Source organism: Paenibacillus sp. JNUCC32, from assembly GCF_014863545.1.
Classification (GTDB): Bacteria; Bacillota; Bacilli; order Paenibacillales; family Paenibacillaceae; genus Paenibacillus_AQ; species Paenibacillus_AQ lautus_A.
In genome coordinates, this window is sequence record NZ_CP062260.1 from 6,219,167 (window position 1) to 6,236,769 (window position 17,603).

Genomic DNA, 17,603 nt, shown 5'->3' on the forward strand with positions numbered 1-17,603 from the left:
CATTTTTTGTTATTTTTAGTCGATATACATTTAGAGATGAGCATAGGAGGCAGAATGATGAAGGAAATTGTGCTAACACCGACCTACATGAATTCATTTTCATGTATAGGCAGTGATTGCGAGGATAGCTGTTGCATAGGTTGGCAGGTCACTTTAAATAAGAAGACATATCAAAAATATAAAAAAATAAAGCATGCAGAATTAAGCGTGAAACTAAATAAGGGTTTGAAACGAATAAAAAACCAAACCGCATCTGATTCAAAGTATGCCTATTTTTCTATGGATAGCGAGAAGCGCTGCCCTATGTTAAATGAGAAAAACCTATGCGGACTACAATTAAACTTTGGCGAAGATATGCTGTCCCCTGTATGTACAACGTATCCGAGAATGCTTAATAAAATTGATCAAGAGTACGAACTGTCCGCTAAATTATCATGTCCGGAAATTGCAAGGCTAGCCCTTCTAAACCCTGATGGTATTGACTTCGACAAAAAAGAATACGAAGTGAATAAAAATTGGTCTACAATGATGAGTTTAAAAACTGACGGCGTAAACAACAGAGACCTTTTTTCTTGGGAGGTCCGTGAATTTGCCATTGATATTGTTCAAAATAGAAAGCTGAAAATAAGTGATCGACTCATTTTCTTAGGTCTTTTTATGAATAGGCTTCAAGAAATATTAGACAGGAAAAATTATCAAGAAATAAACAGATTAGTTAATGAATATCAGCAAAAGATAAATAATCCGGCTTACTTGCACAGTCTTGAAAATATAAATGATAGTTTATCTCTCCAAATTGAAACGATTTTAGAACTCATTGCTGCCCGGAAGAGATCGGGAGTTACTAGTAGCCGATATTTAGAATGCTTTAATGATATGATTCGTGGTTTGGATCTTGACGGAAAAGAGGAAATTTTAAAGAGCAAATTGGAAGATACTTATTTATATAACTACACAAACTACTATCTGCCTTTTATGAATGAGCATGAATATATTTTTGAAAATTATGTCGTGAATTACATGTTCGAAAGCATGTTTCCCAATATGGCATCTGGTAAAATTTTTAAAGACTATACTAAATTATCGACAATTTTTGCTATGTTAAAGGTGCATTTTGTGGGAATCTCAGGGTATTCCAAAGGACTTAGTACAGACCAGGCAATTAAGATTATCCAGTCTTTTGTACGTGCCATTGAACATAATGATACCTATTTGAGCGGCATGATGGAACTTCTTGAGGAGAATGGTTTTACTACACTAGCCCATATCGCATCCTTGTTGAAGGATAGAAAGAGTGAAGAGATTCATGTTCAATAAAGTCCCTGTGTCTGCCTGCTTGATTGTGAAGGATGAAGAAACAAATATTGAAGGTTGTATCCGTAAATTACAGGAATTTGTAAAAGAAATTATTGTGGTAGATACAGGATCTAAGGACAATACCAAAAAAATATTAGGCGATCTTGCTGTCCAGGTGTATGATTTTGCATGGAAAGATGATTTTTCAGCAGCAAGAAATTACTCGATCTCATTGGCGTCACAGCCATCTATACTCATCATAGATGCTGACGAAGTGCTTGATGCGGATTCAATTACTCAATTAATGGATTATGCTACAAGTTCAAAAAGAAAACCAGCAAAGGTAATCTTAAAGAATCATATGGATGATGGCTCCTGTGTAATCTCTGAGATCACCCGATTATTTCCAAACAAAATGGAATTCCGATATTATGGCCGGATACATGAACAGCTGAGATTGAATGGACAGGAAATCGCATGTTCAGATTCTACTAATGTGGTTATTCATCACTATGGTTATTTGAGAAGCGAAATAGTCCAAAAGCATAAAATTGATCGAAATATAAACCTGCTGAAACAGCAGCTCTTATTGGAGCCTGAATCGACATATACATTATTTCAACTAGGTCAAACTTTTTATGTGAAAAGTGAATATAAGAAAGCTATTATATATTTTGATGATGCTATCAAACTGTTCTCCAAATTTAGTGAGTTGCCGAGTTATGCTCCAACACTCTTTTTATCTTATGGATATTGTCTACTTCGGGAAAAAGAGTATGATGTTTTGGAATTGATCCTCAGAGATGCAATAGATTTGTTCCCAGATTATACAGATTTATATTTTCTATATGGTTCCATGCTAATAGAACAAAAGTCAGTTGAGAATTTTGAAAATATAAAGATGGTATTTGAACATTGTCTTTCGCTTGGAGAGGTCGGCACGGCTAAATATGAGTCAGTGGAGGGTGTAGGTTCCTTTCGAGCGGCATACAACCTTGGAATATATTATGAAGTGATTGGAGACCAGCAAAATGCTAAAAAATATTATAGGCAGAGCGCGGATCAAAATTTTATCCCCGCGTCGAATCGGTTAACAGATTTGGGATGAATGTAAATTGGCAATGAATAGGTCTCGGGGAATCTCTCCTTCATGTAAAAAAAATACATTGCTACAGGAATTCCCAGTATATCTACAGGTATTATGATATAGATTTTTGTTATTAATGATACAGATAGTAGTTCTGTCATTGGTGACTGGCTGGGTTACGTAAACAAAGCTTAATACGAGCGAATTCCTAAAAGTGGAGTTCGCTTTATTCTTATAGGTATCTAGCTATTAACCGATAATATATTTAAGAATTAAATAATATTCCCAAACTTGAGTCTCGATACGGGAGAAGAAGGATAAGAAAATATGAAAACAAGTATAGTAATATTAACCTATAATAAACTCGAGTATACTATCCAATGCATTGAAAGCATTCGTCGATTTACAAAGCCCCACTCTTATGAAATGATTGTTGTAGATAACAACTCGACAGACGGTACGCAAGAGTGGCTCTTAAGGCAAAATGATATTAAACCTATCCTAAATAAGAGTAATCTTGGATTTCCGAAAGGATGCAATCAAGGAATAGAAATTTCAAGTGGAGAAGCAATCTTGCTTCTCAATAATGATACAATTGTGACGAAAAACTGGCTAAATAATTTGCTGGTTAGTCTTTATAGTGAAGAAAGAATCGGAGCAGTCGGTTGTATCACAAATAACAGTTCATATGCTCAATCAATACCGGAAAATTATAGTAATTTAGAAGAGATGCAAATATTTGCCGAGGAATATAACCAAAGTAATGCCTCCGAGTGGGAAGAACGTTTGAAGTTGGTTGGTTTTTGCTATCTAGTAAAACGTAGTGTGATAAACAAGGTTGGTATGCTCGATGAAAGATTTACCCCAGGGAACTATGAAGATGATGACTTATCCGTAAGAATTCGAAAAGCCGGTTACAAATTGTTACTCTGCAAGGATACGTTTATTTACCATTTTGGCAGTGTTTCTTTCGGGACAAACTCAGATTATTTTAGCAATATTTTGGCTAGTAATGCAAAGAAATTCGAAGATAAGTGGGGATTCAATCCCAACTATTCTCAAGGTATCCGGTTTGATATTGTAAAGATGATGGATAGCCCCCCTGATGCAGCGATCAATGTACTAGAAGTAGGTTGTGCTTGCGGGGGGACTCTTCTAGATATTAAGAATAAATATAAAAATAGTAGCCTGTACGGAATTGAATTAAATGATGATGCTGCTTCAATTGCGGCCCTAATTGCTGATGTCCGCAATGACGACATTGAGAAGGTAGCTTTAACTTATCCCGATAACTTTTTTGATTACATTATCTTTGGTGATGTTCTAGAACATTTGTACGATCCATGGAAAGTACTAAACTATATAAAAAAGCATCTTAAACCAAACGGTAAAATTATAGCAAGTATTCCGAATATTATGCATTATAGTGTGATTGACAGTTTACTTAAAGGTTCTTGGAGTTATTCAGATTCCGGACTTCTTGATCGAACACACATTCGTTTTTTTACTCTCAAGGAAATTCAAAAGATGTTCCTTCAAACTGGTTACTATCGGCTTACTATTAATACAAAAACAGTGACGAATCAAATTGGTGAAGCTTCTCTGCTCAATAAAATAACACCGTATATTGATTCCGAGCTCGTTGAACAGTTGAATGTATATCAATTTATTGTGTGTGCTTATAAACACGATTTAGAAGAAACATTTTTATATGCTCTGGAACATCCACAAGAAAAGGAAATACTTGTGGATAGACTGCAGCATTATTCCGATACAGAAATAGTACAAGCAATATTGTTTACTGTGATAGAAAAGAAGGTGGAATTACTAAATTGTATCGGTACTTCTCATTTCGAAATGGGTGTGTATGAGCGAGTCATTCCCTTTTTTGAAAGTGGGTATTTTTTGGATGATCGTGATCCGGATGTCCTATTCAATATTTCCTTCTTCTTGAGTTATATCGGTGAACCTGCACGTGCGGAATTCTTTATGAAAACTTTAAGAGAAGTAAACACTGATATGTACAATGAACTAATTAAAATGTTATATCCAATAAATGATTATTAGGAGAATAACGATGGACCAGTACAAGCTTTGCTTTATTAGCTGCGTAAATGATGAAGAATTATATGAGGAATCTGTAAGATATATAAATTCTTTACATGTACCAGAGGGAATTGTTATTGAATTTGTCTCTGTAAGGAATGCCTCCAGCATGACAGAGGGATATAACCATGGCATGAAAATGTCAGATGCCAAATATAAAATATATTTGCATCAGGACGTCTTCCTCATAAACAAGGAATTTATAACCGAAATCTTAGATTTGTTCCACTCACACCCAAAAGTAGGGATGCTGGGGGTTATAGGAGCCAAACAAATTCCTCCTTCAGGAGTTTGGTGGGAAGCTAAGGAGCAATATGGGGTAGTCATCGAGAATAGCTATAATAGTAAAATGAGGATTTTATCACTAGGTGAGGTAACAAATGATATTGAAATTGTTGAGGGAATTGACGGTCTTATTATGATCACTCAATACGACTTACCCTGGAGGGAGGATATCTTCAATGGTTGGCACTTCTATGATATTTCGCAATGCATGGAGTTTATCAAAGCTGGTTATCACGTAGGCATTCCAAGACAAAATCAACCTTGGAGTATTCATGACTGTGGAGTTCCTAGTACTGAATCTTATGATGTATATCAACAAATTTTCCTTGATTATTACGGGGTTATCAGGGAGGATTCAAGATGAAGGTGGATCGACGAGTAACATTTTTATTACGACGAATAGAGCATGATGTTGACCGTGAACAAGCGATATTAGAAATTGTTAAAGTATTAAAAGAGAAACAGTACGCATTCAAAGATATCTGTACGGTCATAGAAAAAGATATTATATATAAAATAAAAGTATTGAACACAATTGGAATAGGTTGCTTTCTTAATGATGAATATGATTCGGTTATTCCTTTTTTAGAAGTTGCATTAAGATATTCGCCAACGGATCCTGATACAATTTATAATATTGGTTATGTATTAACGAAGATCGGCCTATATGAAGAGGCATTTGGTTTTCTCAATCAAGTACACTGCCTTGATGAAGGAGTATTAAAGCTGAAACAGCAAATTAAAGCGAAGATAATAAATTTATCTCCTATTGAATGATTCTAATCTCTCCTGGCCGAAATTGAGGGCAAGATATGAACTACGCGGCTCCTCACTGCGGGTCGGCTTCGAAATCTTTCAGGTCCTTGTTTCACCCCCACGCTCCCTGGTTAAATAACCATAAACCTATTTTGTCCGCAAACTATTTTCGCCTGCCAACTCAGTCGTGAAGCCAAGTCGACATTTTTCCCGGTTTTCTGCAAAAGAAAACCTTTTCCTTGGTAATTGACACTGGATAAGTCGGGTGCTATAGTCGGAAATGTGGACAATTAGTGTCACACTTTATTTGACAATGAAGGGAATGTTAGTGCATGCAAGGTAAAGTGAAATGGTTCAACGCAGAGAAAGGTTATGGCTTCATCGAGACTGAGGACGGCGGCGACGTATTCGTACATTTCTCCGCGATCCAATCCGAGGGCTTCAAGACTCTGGAAGAAGGACAATCCGTAGAATTCGAGATCGTTGAAGGCGCTCGTGGCCCGCAAGCAGCTAACGTAATCAAATTATAATCATCCCGGCATAGCCGACCTACATAAACGGTAATCGATGGTTAACAATTGGAGATTCGCTAGCCCAAGACTCCGGAACTTCCGGGGTCTTTTTTTTGTATCCGACCTCCGAAAAATATTGTGCTAAAATTCACAATTCTGTCTTTTTACATAGCCATAACAAAATGGTATAATGAGGGTGCAAAGGAGGAGTGCCCAATGCAATTCACTATCCGAGGTCAACAAATTGAAGTGACCGATGCTTTGAAGGACTATGTTGACAAGAAACTCAGCAGGCTAGATAAGTATTTTGATGCACCCCCCACCTCCGAAGGATACGTCACTCTGAGTGTCATTCGAGGATTGCACACGGTGGAAGTGACCATTCCGCTTACCGGTGTGGTACTTCGTGCGGAAGACCGAAGCGATGATATGTACGCTTCCATTGACGCCGTTGTGGACAAGTTGGAACGTCAGATTCGCAAGCACAAAACCAAGCTGAACCGCAAGATCAAGCAAGAGGGCGGACTGAAGACGCTCATTGCGGAGAACGGGGCAGCGGCCACCAGTCAGGTGGATGCAGAGCAAGTGGAGTATGACGAGGACGAGTACGAAGTCGTCCGTACGAAACGTTTTACCATGAAGCCGATGGACGTGGAAGAAGCGATCCTGCAGATGAACATGGTAGGCCATAATTTCTTTGTATTTTCCAACATTGACACACAAGAAGTAAATGTCGTCTACAAGCGTGATGACGGCAAGTACGGATTGATCGAGCGGGACTAAGTTTTAAACGGCAGCATTCCTAAGGAAATGCGGAGGCAGCTGGCCCGATTCGAATTTTAAAATGAAATCGAAATGTAAGGTGAGCCTTCATCCGTGCAAGCGGGTGGGGCTCTTTATTTGGATATACGGCTTCGAGGCGCGTAAAAATCGCAATAAGGATGGAATTTGATGGTAGGCCCATCGGAGTATGCCGAATAGTGCAACCTTTTTCTAATTTGAATGGGTTCCTAGGTGACTACCGGGCCACCTTAAACAGCACCAGACACAGCCACAGTTAGGAACTTCCTATATAGCCGAATTAAGGCCGATGATAGCCAATATTTTAACGATGCTTCAGACGATGGCTTCAGGCTTTAACCTCAGCTTATTCCCTACAATGGACATCGTTGCTTCTGTCCTCATTAGATGTAGAATTTCACTTCGAGGATGAAGATAATTCCATTGCTGCGCGCTGGGGAAATGCTCCACGCAACTTTTTTGGGCCTCTCCGCGTCTCATAGAGTAAGGCTTCGCGTAACAGACACCTCTTGTAATAGCACATATTGTTGCGGCATCCCTTACAAACTGTTACAATTTATGCAAACCCTCATTTTATGGGACGGGCTTTTTAGCCTGCATGAAATGGGACCATCATAAGGAATCAATGAATCGATTTCATCATTTAACCCTTTGGCATTTAATGAAGTTGATTCTATCACTTGTTTTGCACGAAAGGGGTTAACCATGCTAGGACTTGTCAAAAAGATTTTCGGCGACACCAACGAGCGTGATGTCAAACGTCTCATGAAGACGGTCGATGTAATCAACAAAATGGAACCGGATTTTGAGAAGCTCTCCGATGAGCAGCTGCAAGCCAAAACCGAGGAGTTCCGTGCGCGGATCGAGAAAGGTGAGACGCTGGAGGAATTGCTTCCTGAAGCGTTCGCGACAGTTCGTGAAGCTTCCAGACGGACACTCGGCAAACGTCACTATGACGTGCAGTTGGTCGGGGGGATGGCCCTCCACGAAGGCAAAATTGCAGAGATGAAGACCGGTGAAGGTAAGACCCTTGTAGGTACGCTGCCGGTTTACTTAAATGCCCTGCTTGGCAAAGGCGTTCACGTTGTAACGGTCAATGATTATCTGGCGCAGCGTGACAGCCAAGAGATGGCGCAAATATATAATTTCCTGGGAATGACGGTCGGGGTTAACCTGAGCGGCATGGAGCACCCGGATAAACAGCAGGCATATGCTTGCGATATTACGTACGGAACGAACAATGAGTTCGGCTTTGACTATCTGCGTGACAACATGGTCCTCTACAAAGAGCAGATGGTACAGCGTCCGCTGTATTTCTGTATCATTGACGAAGTGGACTCCATCCTGGTTGACGAAGCGCGTACACCGCTTATCATCTCGGGACAAGCTCAGAAATCGACCGAGCTGTATTTTGCAGCCGACCGGTTCGTGAAGCGTCTGACGGCCGAAGAGGATTATACGGTAGACATCAAAGTCAAATCCGTAGCCTTGACGGAAAAAGGCGTAGCGCTGGCGGAACGTTCCTTCGGGATTGAAAACCTGTATGACCACAACCACGTAACCTTGAACCACCACATCGTACAAGCGCTGAAAGCGAACGTGATCATGCGCCGCGATGTGGATTACGTGGTTACCGACGACGAAGTGGTCATCGTCGACGAATTTACGGGCCGTCTGATGGCTGGACGCCGCTACAGCGACGGTCTCCACCAGGCGATCGAAGCGAAGGAAGGCATCGAGGTTCAGAACGAGAGCATGACTCTGGCGACGATTACTTTCCAGAACTACTTCCGGATGTACCGCAAGCTGGCGGGCATGACCGGTACGGCTAAGACGGAGGAAGAAGAATTCAAGAAGATTTATGGTCTTGAAGTGCTTCAAATTCCTACGAACAAACCGAATCAGCGTATTGACATGCCGGATGTGGTTTACAAGAGCGAAGATGGCAAGTTCAAGGCGGTTGTAGCCGAGATCGTGGAACGCCATAAGAAGAACCAGCCGATTCTGGTGGGTACGGTTTCCATCGAGAACTCCGAGCGTTTGTCTGAAATGCTGAAACGCAAAGGCGTCCAGCATAAAGTGCTGAATGCGAAATACCATGCGGAGGAAGCGGAAATCATCTCGCGCGCCGGACAGCCGGGATCGGTCACGATCGCGACGAACATGGCGGGCCGCGGTACGGATATTTTGCTTGGCGAAGGCGTACAGAATATTGGCGGACTTCACATTATCGGTACGGAGCGTCACGAATCGCGCCGGATCGATAACCAGCTGCGTGGTCGTGCCGGTCGTCAGGGTGATCCGGGATCAACTCAGTTCTATCTGTCCCTCGGCGATGAGCTGATGAAGCGTTTTGGTACAGACAACGTGCTGAATATGATGGAGCGTCTTGGATTTGAAGAAGATCAGCCGATCGAGAGCAAGATGATTACCCGTGCGGTTGAATCCGCGCAGAAGCGGGTAGAAGGCAACAACTTCGACATGCGTAAAGTCGTTCTCCAATACGATGACGTCATGAACCAGCAGCGTGAGATCATCTACAAGCAGCGCCGTGAGATCTTGGAATCTCAAGACATCAAGCAAATCGTTGTAGAGATGATTAAGCCGGTCATTGATCGTGTCGTTCAGGCTCACTGCAGCGATGACATTCCGGAGAACTGGGAACTGCAGGAAGTGGCAGACTACGTGAACAGCAAGCTGCTGGACGAAGGTGCCGTTACCCGCGAAGATCTGTGGGGTAAAGAAGCCGAAGAGCTTACGGAGTACATCTTCGATCGCGTGATGAAGAAGTACGAAGAGCGTGAGCAAGCCATCGGCGAAGAAATGGTGCGCGAGTTCGAGAAGGTTATCGTGCTGCGTGCGGTGGACAGCAAGTGGATGGATCATATCGATGCAATGGATCAGCTGCGTCAAGGTATCCACCTCCGTGCTTACGGTGGTACCGATCCGCTTCGCGAATACCAATTCGAAGGCTTCGAGATGTTTAATGCCATGATCGCGACGATACAGGAAGAAGTTGCGACGTACATCATGAAGGCCCAAATCGCAACGAATCAGGAGCGTCAAGCGGTTGTGGACGAGAATAAAGTCTCCACGAACAGCAGCAGCGAACCTGCCGAGAAGCGTCCGGTCCAAGTGGCTGAACAGATCGGCCGGAATGATGCATGCCCTTGCGGCAGCGGCAAGAAGTATAAGCACTGCCATGGACAGAACGCTTAAGCGATCCAGCCTAATGGTGATGAATATAAGAAAAGCATCCATTGACGTGCTTCTACAGAAGCAAGACCGCGTGTAGAGGATATTTTTCTTGCGATGATCGAATTTGTTCAGCATCACAACAAACTTCGATAATCCTTATACAGCCTGTCCAGGTTATGGGCAACTTTTCAACTCCCTTAAGAGCGGCAGATGAACCGGGTGATGGTGGTCTTTTCCACGGTGATCCGAATACCCCTGCTGCGCTTAAGGGAGTTTATCTGAATAAACAGCGAAATTCCTGATACAGCAACGTAAATTTCTCTTGAAATGGAACGTTTTCCATGGAGGAGAGGGTATACTGAAATTATTACGTGAAGATAAGAAAGGACGAGGACTCATGATCGATCCAAGTGTGAAGCAGGACCTGCGTGAAATCAGCAAGAAACTAACCAATCTTAGGGGGTCTCTTTGACTTAGATCTCAAACAGGAAATGATTGAGAACTTTGAGGAGAAGATGGCGGCTCCGGATTTCTGGGACGATAATGAGAAGGCTCAGGCGCTCATCGCCGAAATGAATGCCGTGAAGTCTTCCGTGGATCAATATCAGAAGCTGCAGGCGGATTACGATGATGCCGTCGTGATGATCGAGCTGGCGGATGAAGAGGGCGATGACTCCCTTGCGGGAGAGATCGGAGAGACGATCAAGGACCTGGTTGGGCGCGTGGAGGAATTTGAGCTTCAACTGCTGCTGAACCAGCCTTACGATAAAATGAATGCGATTCTTGAGCTGCATCCCGGCGCGGGGGGTACCGAGTCTCAAGACTGGGGCCAAATGCTGCACCGCATGTACACGCGATGGGCCGAGAAGCGCGGCTTCAAGGTGGAGACGCTGGATTATCTCCCTGGCGATGAAGCGGGAATCAAAAGCGTAACCCTGTTGATCAAAGGCTTTAATGCCTACGGATATTTGAAGGCTGAAAAAGGGGTCCATCGACTGGTTCGGATCTCTCCGTTCGACTCTTCGGGCAGACGGCATACGTCCTTCGTGTCCTGTGACGTCGTACCGGAAATTACGGATGACGTGGAGATCGACATCCGTACCGAGGATCTGAAGATCGACACGTACCGGGCGAGCGGCGCCGGCGGACAGCATATCAATACGACGGACTCGGCCGTACGGATTACGCACTTGCCAACCGGCGTGGTGGTGACGTGCCAGAATGAACGCTCCCAGATCAAGAACCGCGAGCGGGCGATGACGATGCTTCGTTCCAAGCTCTACGAACGCAAAATCGAGGAGCAGCAGAAGGAATTGGCGGAAATCCGCGGCGAACAGTCCGATATTGCTTGGGGCAGTCAGATCCGTTCGTATGTATTCCATCCGTACAGTATGGTCAAGGATCATCGGACGCAAGTAGAAACCGGTAATGTCGGCGCCGTCATGGACGGAGATTTGGACGGATTTATCGACGGATATTTGCGCAGCCAGATCAAGCAGGAAGTCGAGTAGGACGTTGAGGAGAGATTTATAGAACTATGGCGCAATCCGCTGGCAATCCATCGATCAACAAACGAAAAAGAGAACCCTTGATTCCGATCAACGGTCCGCTCCGGCAGACGGTGGACGCAATCTTTATTATCGTCGGCTCCTTTATTATGGCGCTGTCGTTTAATCTGTTTTTCCTGCCCAATCACATCGCCTCGGGCGGGGTGTCGGGTTTGTCCGTTCTTGCGCAAGCGTGGCTCGGCATTGAACCGGCCTTTACGCAATGGGCGCTGAACATTCCTTTGTTCGTGCTTGGCTTTTGGCTGCTTGGGCGCGACTACGGCATCCGCTCCCTGCTGGGAAGCGTGATTTTGCCGCTGTTCGTATTTTTGACCAAGGACTGGCCGATTCCAACCTCTAACCCGCTTCTGGCTTCCATTTATGGCGGTATCGGCGTCGGTATCGGCATGGGGCTGGTCTATCGCGGCAGGGGGTCAACCGGCGGGTTGACCATCGTGGCGCAGCTCCTACAAAAATACAGCGGCCTCAGCTTTTCCGTCTGCGTCGTACTGCTGGATGCGATCGTAATCTCATCGGCAGCCCTTGTGCTCTCGCTGGAGCAGGCGTTATACGCGCTGATTGGACTGTACGTAACAGGCAAGGTGATTGATGCCATCGAGCTGGGATTTAGCTTTACCAAGGTGGCCTACATTATATCCGATCATACGGAGCCGATTACCAAGGCCATTCTCGAGGACCTTGACCGCGGATTAACCAAGCTTACCGCAGAGGGAGGCTATACGGGCGAACACCGGACGGTCCTGATGGTCGTCGTCGGACAGAGCGAAATTCCCCGTCTCAAAACGGTGGTCCAATCGGTGGATCCGAATGCCTTCGTCATCATTAGCAATGCCCATGAGGTATTGGGCGAAGGATTCCGCAATATTAAGGCGTAGCCTCGCGGCTCGTCAGCATACTCTCTATAAAAAAGAAGTAACCATTCGTCAGGCAGCGTAGTCTGAGCAGGGGTTACTTCTTTTTTTATGTAATGGGATCGTTAACGACTGATCTGAATCAGCGTAATCTTTGACTTCGAGGTGTCCGCCATGAAGGAGATGCGGGTCTTGCCGAAAGTGTAGACCATCTCGTATGCCTCTTCCATGTCGTTATAATACATTTCGTAGGCGCTGCCTAAATGCTTTTTGACGTCCGCAAAGGTTTGGTCCGGGAAGCCTTCTTTACCTATCAACAAACACCACATGCCGTTTGAGCCTGTATAAGGGTTCTCGAAATTAAATCCGGCATACGAAATATTTTTGAATTTCCAAAACTCGCCGCCGTAGTGGTAGAATGAACTCACAGGTTTTCCCAATTTGGAGGCGATCTGATTTTGGGTCATGCCGAATTGGACGCCGCCAAAGCCTGGGATGACTCCTTTTTTCAAATAAGCCGCCGTGTTCTTGTTGAGGATTAACATTGGCGCAGGTTTGGTTTTTGCTTGGGTGGTTGAAGCGGCAGCGAAACTGGGATGAGGAGCCTGCCACGTGAGGCAGATCAGTAAGAGAAAACATAATAGGCCCGTCGTTCTTTTGAATATCATGGTTTTACCTCCAGGAATCTAAGTTGTAGGAACATATTTCCCTAAGAGGATTATATCAAAGCACCGTTTAGGTCGATAGACTTATTTATTAGGTTAAAAGTAATAGGGAGCGTGAAGTCTTAGGTTTATAGAACAGGGGGAGTTACGAATGGAAATCGAACAGATCTACGGCAGTTTGCCGGTGCTGGAAACCGAACGTCTGCGCCTTCGCAGAGTATCGATGCAGGATGCCGATCAGATGTATGCCTATGCCTCAGACGATGAGGTGGCGAAATACGTTACTTGGGAGACCCATCGCTCGATCGATGACAGCAAGCGGTTTATTCAATTCATACTGGCTCAGTATGCCAAGCATGATATTGCCCCGTGGGGGATCGAGCTGAAGGAGAGCGGGCGACTGGTCGGGACGGTTGATTTTGTATGGTGGAAGCCCGAGCAGCAGGCCGCGGAGATCGGATATGTGCTGGCACGGGATTGTTGGGGACAAGGCATCATGACCGAGGCGGCCTCTGCGCTGCTCAAGCTTGGTTTCGGCCGTATGGAGCTTGTACGCGTGCAGGCTCGATGTTTGGTGGAGAATATCGGCTCTCAGCGCGTAATGGAGAAGATCGGCATGTCCTATGAGGGGACGGTGAGGAAGGGGATCAAGGTTAAGGGCCAGCATTGGGACCTCAAGCTCTATTCCATTCTGAAGGAAGAGTTCGATCCATCTCGATAGACATTGCCTCGGAGCCCGTTAGCAGTTTGGACCAAATTTGAATAATCCATTGTATTTATATGAATACGGTCGTATAATAATACATATTTATGAGACGGATAAAGTCAATGAATACCTTGGAAGCACATATCGCTTTTGACGCAGGAAACGGAACGCTTCCGAAGAAGTTCATGACCAGCCTGACTGCTTCTTGAAGCAAAATGATACCAAGAATCATCAGCGGACACGCGTGGTTTTTGATACCCAACATAGGATGAAGAGGGAATTTAGGCGGCGGCATGGCTCGATCGGAAGAAGGAAACGGAAGAGCATGGGGTAGAGATGAAGGATGGATGAATGGGACCTTGCATAAGGTCCTTCAGCTGTTCCTTGGGGAGAGGGATGAGGATATGACGGACACAAATACAGTAAGAGTTGCTATTGTTGGATCTACCGGCTACGGTGGCGTGGAACTGATCCGCTTGCTGCAAGCGCACCCGCGCGTTGAGATTACATCGGTAATCTCTTCATCGACGGCAGGCGTACCGATATCGGACGGATTTCCGCATTTGACCAATATCATCACACGCAACCTGGATGGCGTTAACCCGGCTGAAATCGCCGAGGTGGCCGACTTGGTATTTGCGGCTACGCCTTCGGGCGTCAGTGCCAAGCTGGTACCGGAGCTGCTGGATGCAGGCTTGAAGGTCATTGATCTCTCGGGCGATTTTCGCTTGAAAGATGGAGCCGTTTATGAACAGTGGTATAAACACGCGGCTCCGAGCGCGGAGCTGTTGGAAAAGGCCGTATATGGCCTGTGCGAAGTGTTTGGCGAAGAGGTCCGCGATGTGGATTTCATCTCCAATCCGGGCTGTTATCCGACCGCGACGCTGCTGGGCCTGATTCCGGCCATCAGCGCGGGCTGGATCGATGCTTCATCCCTTATTATCGACGCCAAATCCGGCGTGTCCGGTGCAGGACGGGGAACGAGCCTGATGACGCATTATGCTGAAATCAACGAGAACTTCAAAGCCTACAAGGTGAATAAGCATCAGCATATTCCCGAGGTCGAGCAGGTATTGACGCAGGTAGCGGGCGAACCGATCACGGTCACCTTTACGACGCATCTGGTACCGATGACGCGGGGGATCATGAGCACCATGTATGCCACGCTGAACGGTCCTTACACGGAAGAGGATTTCATTGAACTGTACCGCCAGTATTTCAAGGATCGTAAATTTGTGAGAATCCGCGACCTGGGCGTATGGCCTGCAACAAAAGAAGTCAGCGGGTCGAACTTCTGCGATATCGGCTTTGCGGTGGATGCGCGCACGAACAGAGTGACCATTATATCGGTCATTGATAATGTGGTGAAGGGTGCGGCCGGGCAGGCGATCCAGAACCTGAATTTGATGATGGGATGGGAGGAGAGCCTCGGACTTACGTTTACGCCGATTTATCCGTAAGCGGCTGGGGATACAGACATGGGAGAGAATACGTTTGCGATTATCGATGGGGGCAGCATCGTAACGCCGCAAGGCTTCAAGGCTGCCGGGCTCCACTGTGGACTTAAGAAGACCGACCGTAACGACCTGGGCGTCATTGTATGCGATGTGCCTGCCGTGGCGGCTGCCGTCTATACGACGAACCTGTTCCAAGCGGCACCGCTGAAGGTAACGCGTGAAAGCTTGGAGGACGGCAAGCTTCGCGCGATTGTCGTGAACAGCGGGAATGCCAATGCCTGCACGGGCAAGCAGGGCGAAGAGGATGCATACACGATGCGCGCCAGCACGGCTGCGCAATTCGGCCTGGACGTGAACGATGTGGCCGTTGCTTCGACGGGTGTCATCGGGGAGCTGCTGAAGATGGACCGAGTATCCTCCGGTATTGCCGGCTTGCCTGCACGGCTCAGCGGCGAAAGCGAAGGGGCTGAAAGCTTCAGCCAAGCGATTTTGACAACCGATCTGGTAAAAAAGGAAGCCTGCGTTACCGTACAGGTTAACGGCACGAAGGTGACCATCGCCGGCACGGCGAAGGGATCGGGGATGATTCATCCGAACATGGCGACCATGCTCGGATTCATGACGACGGATGCGGTCATTGGTCAGGAAGCGCTGCAGCAGCTGCTGCGCCAAACGACCAACCTGACCTTTAATATGATTACGGTGGACGGCGATACAAGCACCAACGATATGCTGGTTGCGATGGCCAGCGGCCTGGCGGGGCATGACGTGTTAACGCCGGAGCATCCGGATTGGGATGCATTCGCAGCCGGCTTCCACTATGTGTGCCAGCAGCTGGCGAAGGCAATCGCGCGTGACGGAGAGGGAGCTTCCCGCTTGATCGAGGTTCGCGTGGACGGCGCCGAAAGCGACGATGACGCGCAAGCGATCGCCAAGACGATCATCGGCTCCAGCTTGGTCAAATCGGCGGTGTTCGGTGCGGATGCCAACTGGGGACGGATCATTGCGGCTGTGGGCCGCGCAGGCCGTCCGGTCAATCCGGAGACGGTGGATATTGCCATTGGCCCGATTTCGGTGCTGGAGCAGTCAAGGCCCGTCGCTTTTGACGAAGATGCGGCGCTGGCTTACCTTCAAGGCGACACCGTGGATATCGACGTGAAGCTGCATATCGGCAGCGGGTCGGCTACGGCTTGGGGCTGTGATTTAACCTATGACTATGTCCGCATTAATGCGGCTTATCGTACTTAGATAACTAAAAAATCAGGACGGAGGAGATGGATATGAAGAGCACGATCGATCAGGAGAATTCGCAGCCGGTTCAAACCTCAAGCGCGGATACGTTTGTGATGAAATGCGGCGGCAGCACGCTCGCGGCCCTTCCGGACAGCTTCTTCGAGGATTTGAAGAATCTGCAGGATAAAGGGGTTAACCCTGTTATCGTGCACGGCGGCGGTCCCGCAATTTCCGGCAACCTGGAGAAACTCGGCATCGAGACCGAGTTTGTGAACGGTCTGCGCAGGACGACGGAGGATGTGCTGGACGTCGTGGAGATGGTGCTTGCGGGCACCATCAATAAACAGATCGTACGACGGATTCAAAGCGTGGGCGGTTCTGCCATCGGCTTGTCCGGTTCGGACGGCGGGCTCATCGAGGCCAAACCGGTAACGAACCATGCGGAGGTTGGCTGGGTCGGCGACGTTACGCTGGTGAAGTCATCGATCCTGAGCGGCGTGCTGGAGATGGGGTACATGCCGGTGGTTGCGCCGATCGGCGTGGATCCATCCGGTCAGCGCTATAACATCAATGCCGATACCGCAGCTGGTGCCGTGGCTTCTCATCTGGGCGTTAACCGGATGATCGTTGTCACCGACGTGCCGGGGATCATGAAGGGATCGGGCGGCGAGAAGCGGGTGCTTCCGACCGTAACGGTGCAGGAGATCGAGGATATGATCGGAACGGGCGAAATCTATGGCGGCATGATACCGAAGGTAAGAGCAGCCATCAGCTGCATTCACGGCAAAGTGAGCGAGGTCGTCATCGTGGACGGAAGCGAGCGGAACGTGCTGAGCCGGGTGCTTGGAGGCGAAGTGCTGGGTACGCGCATCGTGCGGATGTAGATTTAGATTCGAGATTGTAGAATATAACGGCTTCAACGGAGAAGGTGGAATTGTTCTGGAGAAGCAGCGCGGTCGCCTTTGCCTCCGGAATTTATCCTTGATTACATGATTCCATGAAAATCTGTGGGCAACAGGGATCGGAGGAATGATCCGAATTCGCAGTGTTGGTTAAGCTTAATGGATGTTCATATCGTAGGA

General features: G+C 46.6%; 15 protein-coding genes. 14 read left to right on the forward strand and 1 reads right to left on the reverse strand.

Annotated features, from left to right (window positions below):
- Positions 1–54 precede the first annotated feature (54 nt).
- The 10 genes from fliB (at position 55) to JNUCC32_RS27505 (ending at position 12,484) form a co-directional block, all read left to right on the forward strand.
- A complete protein-coding gene (fliB, locus tag JNUCC32_RS27460; protein WP_192570415.1) occupies positions 55–1,317 on the forward strand; it encodes a flagellin lysine-N-methylase in 1,263 nt (420 codons plus the stop codon).
- The gene (locus tag JNUCC32_RS27465; protein WP_192570416.1) at positions 1,307–2,404 is read left to right on the forward strand and encodes a tetratricopeptide repeat-containing glycosyltransferase family 2 protein; all 1,098 of its coding nucleotides are present in this window, start codon (positions 1,307–1,309) and stop codon (positions 2,402–2,404) included. Before fliB ends, JNUCC32_RS27465 begins: the two co-directional genes overlap by 11 nt.
- 306 nt (positions 2,405–2,710) lie before the next feature.
- A complete protein-coding gene (locus JNUCC32_RS27470; RefSeq protein ID WP_192570417.1) occupies positions 2,711–4,450 on the forward strand; it encodes a bifunctional glycosyltransferase family 2 protein/class I SAM-dependent methyltransferase in 1,740 nt (579 codons plus the stop codon).
- Positions 4,451–4,460: 10 nt separating this feature from the next.
- Positions 4,461–5,138 (forward strand): glycosyltransferase family protein, encoded by a 678-nt coding sequence (locus JNUCC32_RS27475; protein ID WP_192570418.1) that lies wholly within the window; start codon positions 4,461–4,463, stop codon positions 5,136–5,138.
- Complete coding sequence (locus JNUCC32_RS27480) at positions 5,135–5,551, forward strand: hypothetical protein (RefSeq protein WP_192570419.1); 417 nt, start codon at positions 5,135–5,137, stop codon at positions 5,549–5,551. Before JNUCC32_RS27475 ends, JNUCC32_RS27480 begins: the two co-directional genes overlap by 4 nt.
- Before the next feature lie 311 nt (positions 5,552–5,862).
- A complete protein-coding gene (locus JNUCC32_RS27485) occupies positions 5,863–6,060 on the forward strand; it encodes a cold shock domain-containing protein (protein WP_009594275.1) in 198 nt (65 codons plus the stop codon).
- A gap of 198 nt (positions 6,061–6,258) precedes the next feature.
- Positions 6,259–6,825, forward strand: a complete 567-nt coding sequence (hpf, locus tag JNUCC32_RS27490; RefSeq protein ID WP_009594286.1) for a ribosome hibernation-promoting factor, HPF/YfiA family — start codon at positions 6,259–6,261, stop codon at positions 6,823–6,825.
- A 723-nt stretch (positions 6,826–7,548) separates the two neighbouring features.
- Positions 7,549–10,062 (forward strand): preprotein translocase subunit SecA, encoded by a 2,514-nt coding sequence (gene secA / locus JNUCC32_RS27495; RefSeq protein ID WP_192570420.1) that lies wholly within the window; start codon positions 7,549–7,551, stop codon positions 10,060–10,062.
- Between the two features lie 376 nt (positions 10,063–10,438).
- Positions 10,439–11,552, forward strand: a protein-coding gene (gene prfB / locus JNUCC32_RS27500) for a peptide chain release factor 2 (protein ID WP_096775885.1) whose coding sequence is annotated in 2 segments (ribosomal slippage) — positions 10,439–10,510 and positions 10,512–11,552 — 1,113 coding nt in all. Because the reading frame shifts where the segments join, the coding sequence is not laid out codon by codon here.
- 26 nt (positions 11,553–11,578) lie between these two features.
- Positions 11,579–12,484 (forward strand): YitT family protein, encoded by a 906-nt coding sequence (locus JNUCC32_RS27505; protein WP_009594247.1) that lies wholly within the window; start codon positions 11,579–11,581, stop codon positions 12,482–12,484.
- Between the two features lie 101 nt (positions 12,485–12,585).
- On the opposite strand, the gene JNUCC32_RS27510 is transcribed toward JNUCC32_RS27505, so the two are convergent.
- Entirely contained in the window at positions 12,586–13,128 is a 543-nt protein-coding gene (locus tag JNUCC32_RS27510) for a hypothetical protein (protein WP_192570421.1), read from the reverse strand.
- A gap of 148 nt (positions 13,129–13,276) precedes the next feature.
- Between JNUCC32_RS27510 and JNUCC32_RS27515 the strand changes: the two genes are divergently transcribed.
- The 4 genes from JNUCC32_RS27515 to argB all read left to right on the forward strand — a co-directional run bounded on the left by JNUCC32_RS27515 (position 13,277) and on the right by argB (position 17,405).
- Entirely contained in the window at positions 13,277–13,846 is a 570-nt protein-coding gene (locus tag JNUCC32_RS27515) for a GNAT family N-acetyltransferase (RefSeq protein WP_192570422.1), read from the forward strand.
- Positions 13,847–14,235: 389 nt separating this feature from the next.
- Positions 14,236–15,291 carry an N-acetyl-gamma-glutamyl-phosphate reductase gene (argC, locus tag JNUCC32_RS27520; RefSeq protein ID WP_192570423.1) on the forward strand — a complete coding sequence of 352 codons (1,056 nt, stop codon included), beginning with the start codon at positions 14,236–14,238 and terminating at the stop codon, positions 15,289–15,291.
- Positions 15,292–15,309: 18 nt separating this feature from the next.
- A complete protein-coding gene (argJ, locus tag JNUCC32_RS27525) occupies positions 15,310–16,536 on the forward strand; it encodes a bifunctional glutamate N-acetyltransferase/amino-acid acetyltransferase ArgJ (protein ID WP_192570424.1) in 1,227 nt (408 codons plus the stop codon).
- A gap of 32 nt (positions 16,537–16,568) precedes the next feature.
- Positions 16,569–17,405 carry an acetylglutamate kinase gene (gene argB / locus JNUCC32_RS27530; RefSeq protein ID WP_192570425.1) on the forward strand — a complete coding sequence of 279 codons (837 nt, stop codon included), beginning with the start codon at positions 16,569–16,571 and terminating at the stop codon, positions 17,403–17,405.
- Positions 17,406–17,603: the final 198 nt, after the last annotated feature.

Excerpts from the sequence above, each read along its gene's own strand:
- fliB (WP_192570415.1), top strand. The coding sequence starts at position 55 with ATGATGAAGGAAATTGTGCTAACACCGACCTACATGAATTCATTTTCA.
- JNUCC32_RS27465 (WP_192570416.1), top strand. The coding sequence starts at position 1,307 with ATGTTCAATAAAGTCCCTGTGTCTGCCTGCTTGATTGTGAAGGATGAA.
- JNUCC32_RS27470 (WP_192570417.1), top strand. The coding sequence starts at position 2,711 with ATGAAAACAAGTATAGTAATATTAACCTATAATAAACTCGAGTATACT.
- JNUCC32_RS27475 (WP_192570418.1), top strand. The coding sequence starts at position 4,461 with ATGGACCAGTACAAGCTTTGCTTTATTAGCTGCGTAAATGATGAAGAA.
- JNUCC32_RS27480 (WP_192570419.1), top strand. The coding sequence starts at position 5,135 with ATGAAGGTGGATCGACGAGTAACATTTTTATTACGACGAATAGAGCAT.
- JNUCC32_RS27485 (WP_009594275.1), top strand. The coding sequence starts at position 5,863 with ATGCAAGGTAAAGTGAAATGGTTCAACGCAGAGAAAGGTTATGGCTTC.
- hpf (WP_009594286.1), top strand. The coding sequence starts at position 6,259 with ATGCAATTCACTATCCGAGGTCAACAAATTGAAGTGACCGATGCTTTG.
- secA (WP_192570420.1), top strand. The coding sequence starts at position 7,549 with ATGCTAGGACTTGTCAAAAAGATTTTCGGCGACACCAACGAGCGTGAT.
- JNUCC32_RS27505 (WP_009594247.1), top strand. The coding sequence starts at position 11,579 with ATGGCGCAATCCGCTGGCAATCCATCGATCAACAAACGAAAAAGAGAA.
- JNUCC32_RS27510 (WP_192570421.1), bottom strand. The coding sequence starts at position 13,128 with ATGATATTCAAAAGAACGACGGGCCTATTATGTTTTCTCTTACTGATC.
- JNUCC32_RS27515 (WP_192570422.1), top strand. The coding sequence starts at position 13,277 with ATGGAAATCGAACAGATCTACGGCAGTTTGCCGGTGCTGGAAACCGAA.
- argC (WP_192570423.1), top strand. The coding sequence starts at position 14,236 with ATGACGGACACAAATACAGTAAGAGTTGCTATTGTTGGATCTACCGGC.
- argJ (WP_192570424.1), top strand. The coding sequence starts at position 15,310 with ATGGGAGAGAATACGTTTGCGATTATCGATGGGGGCAGCATCGTAACG.
- argB (WP_192570425.1), top strand. The coding sequence starts at position 16,569 with ATGAAGAGCACGATCGATCAGGAGAATTCGCAGCCGGTTCAAACCTCA.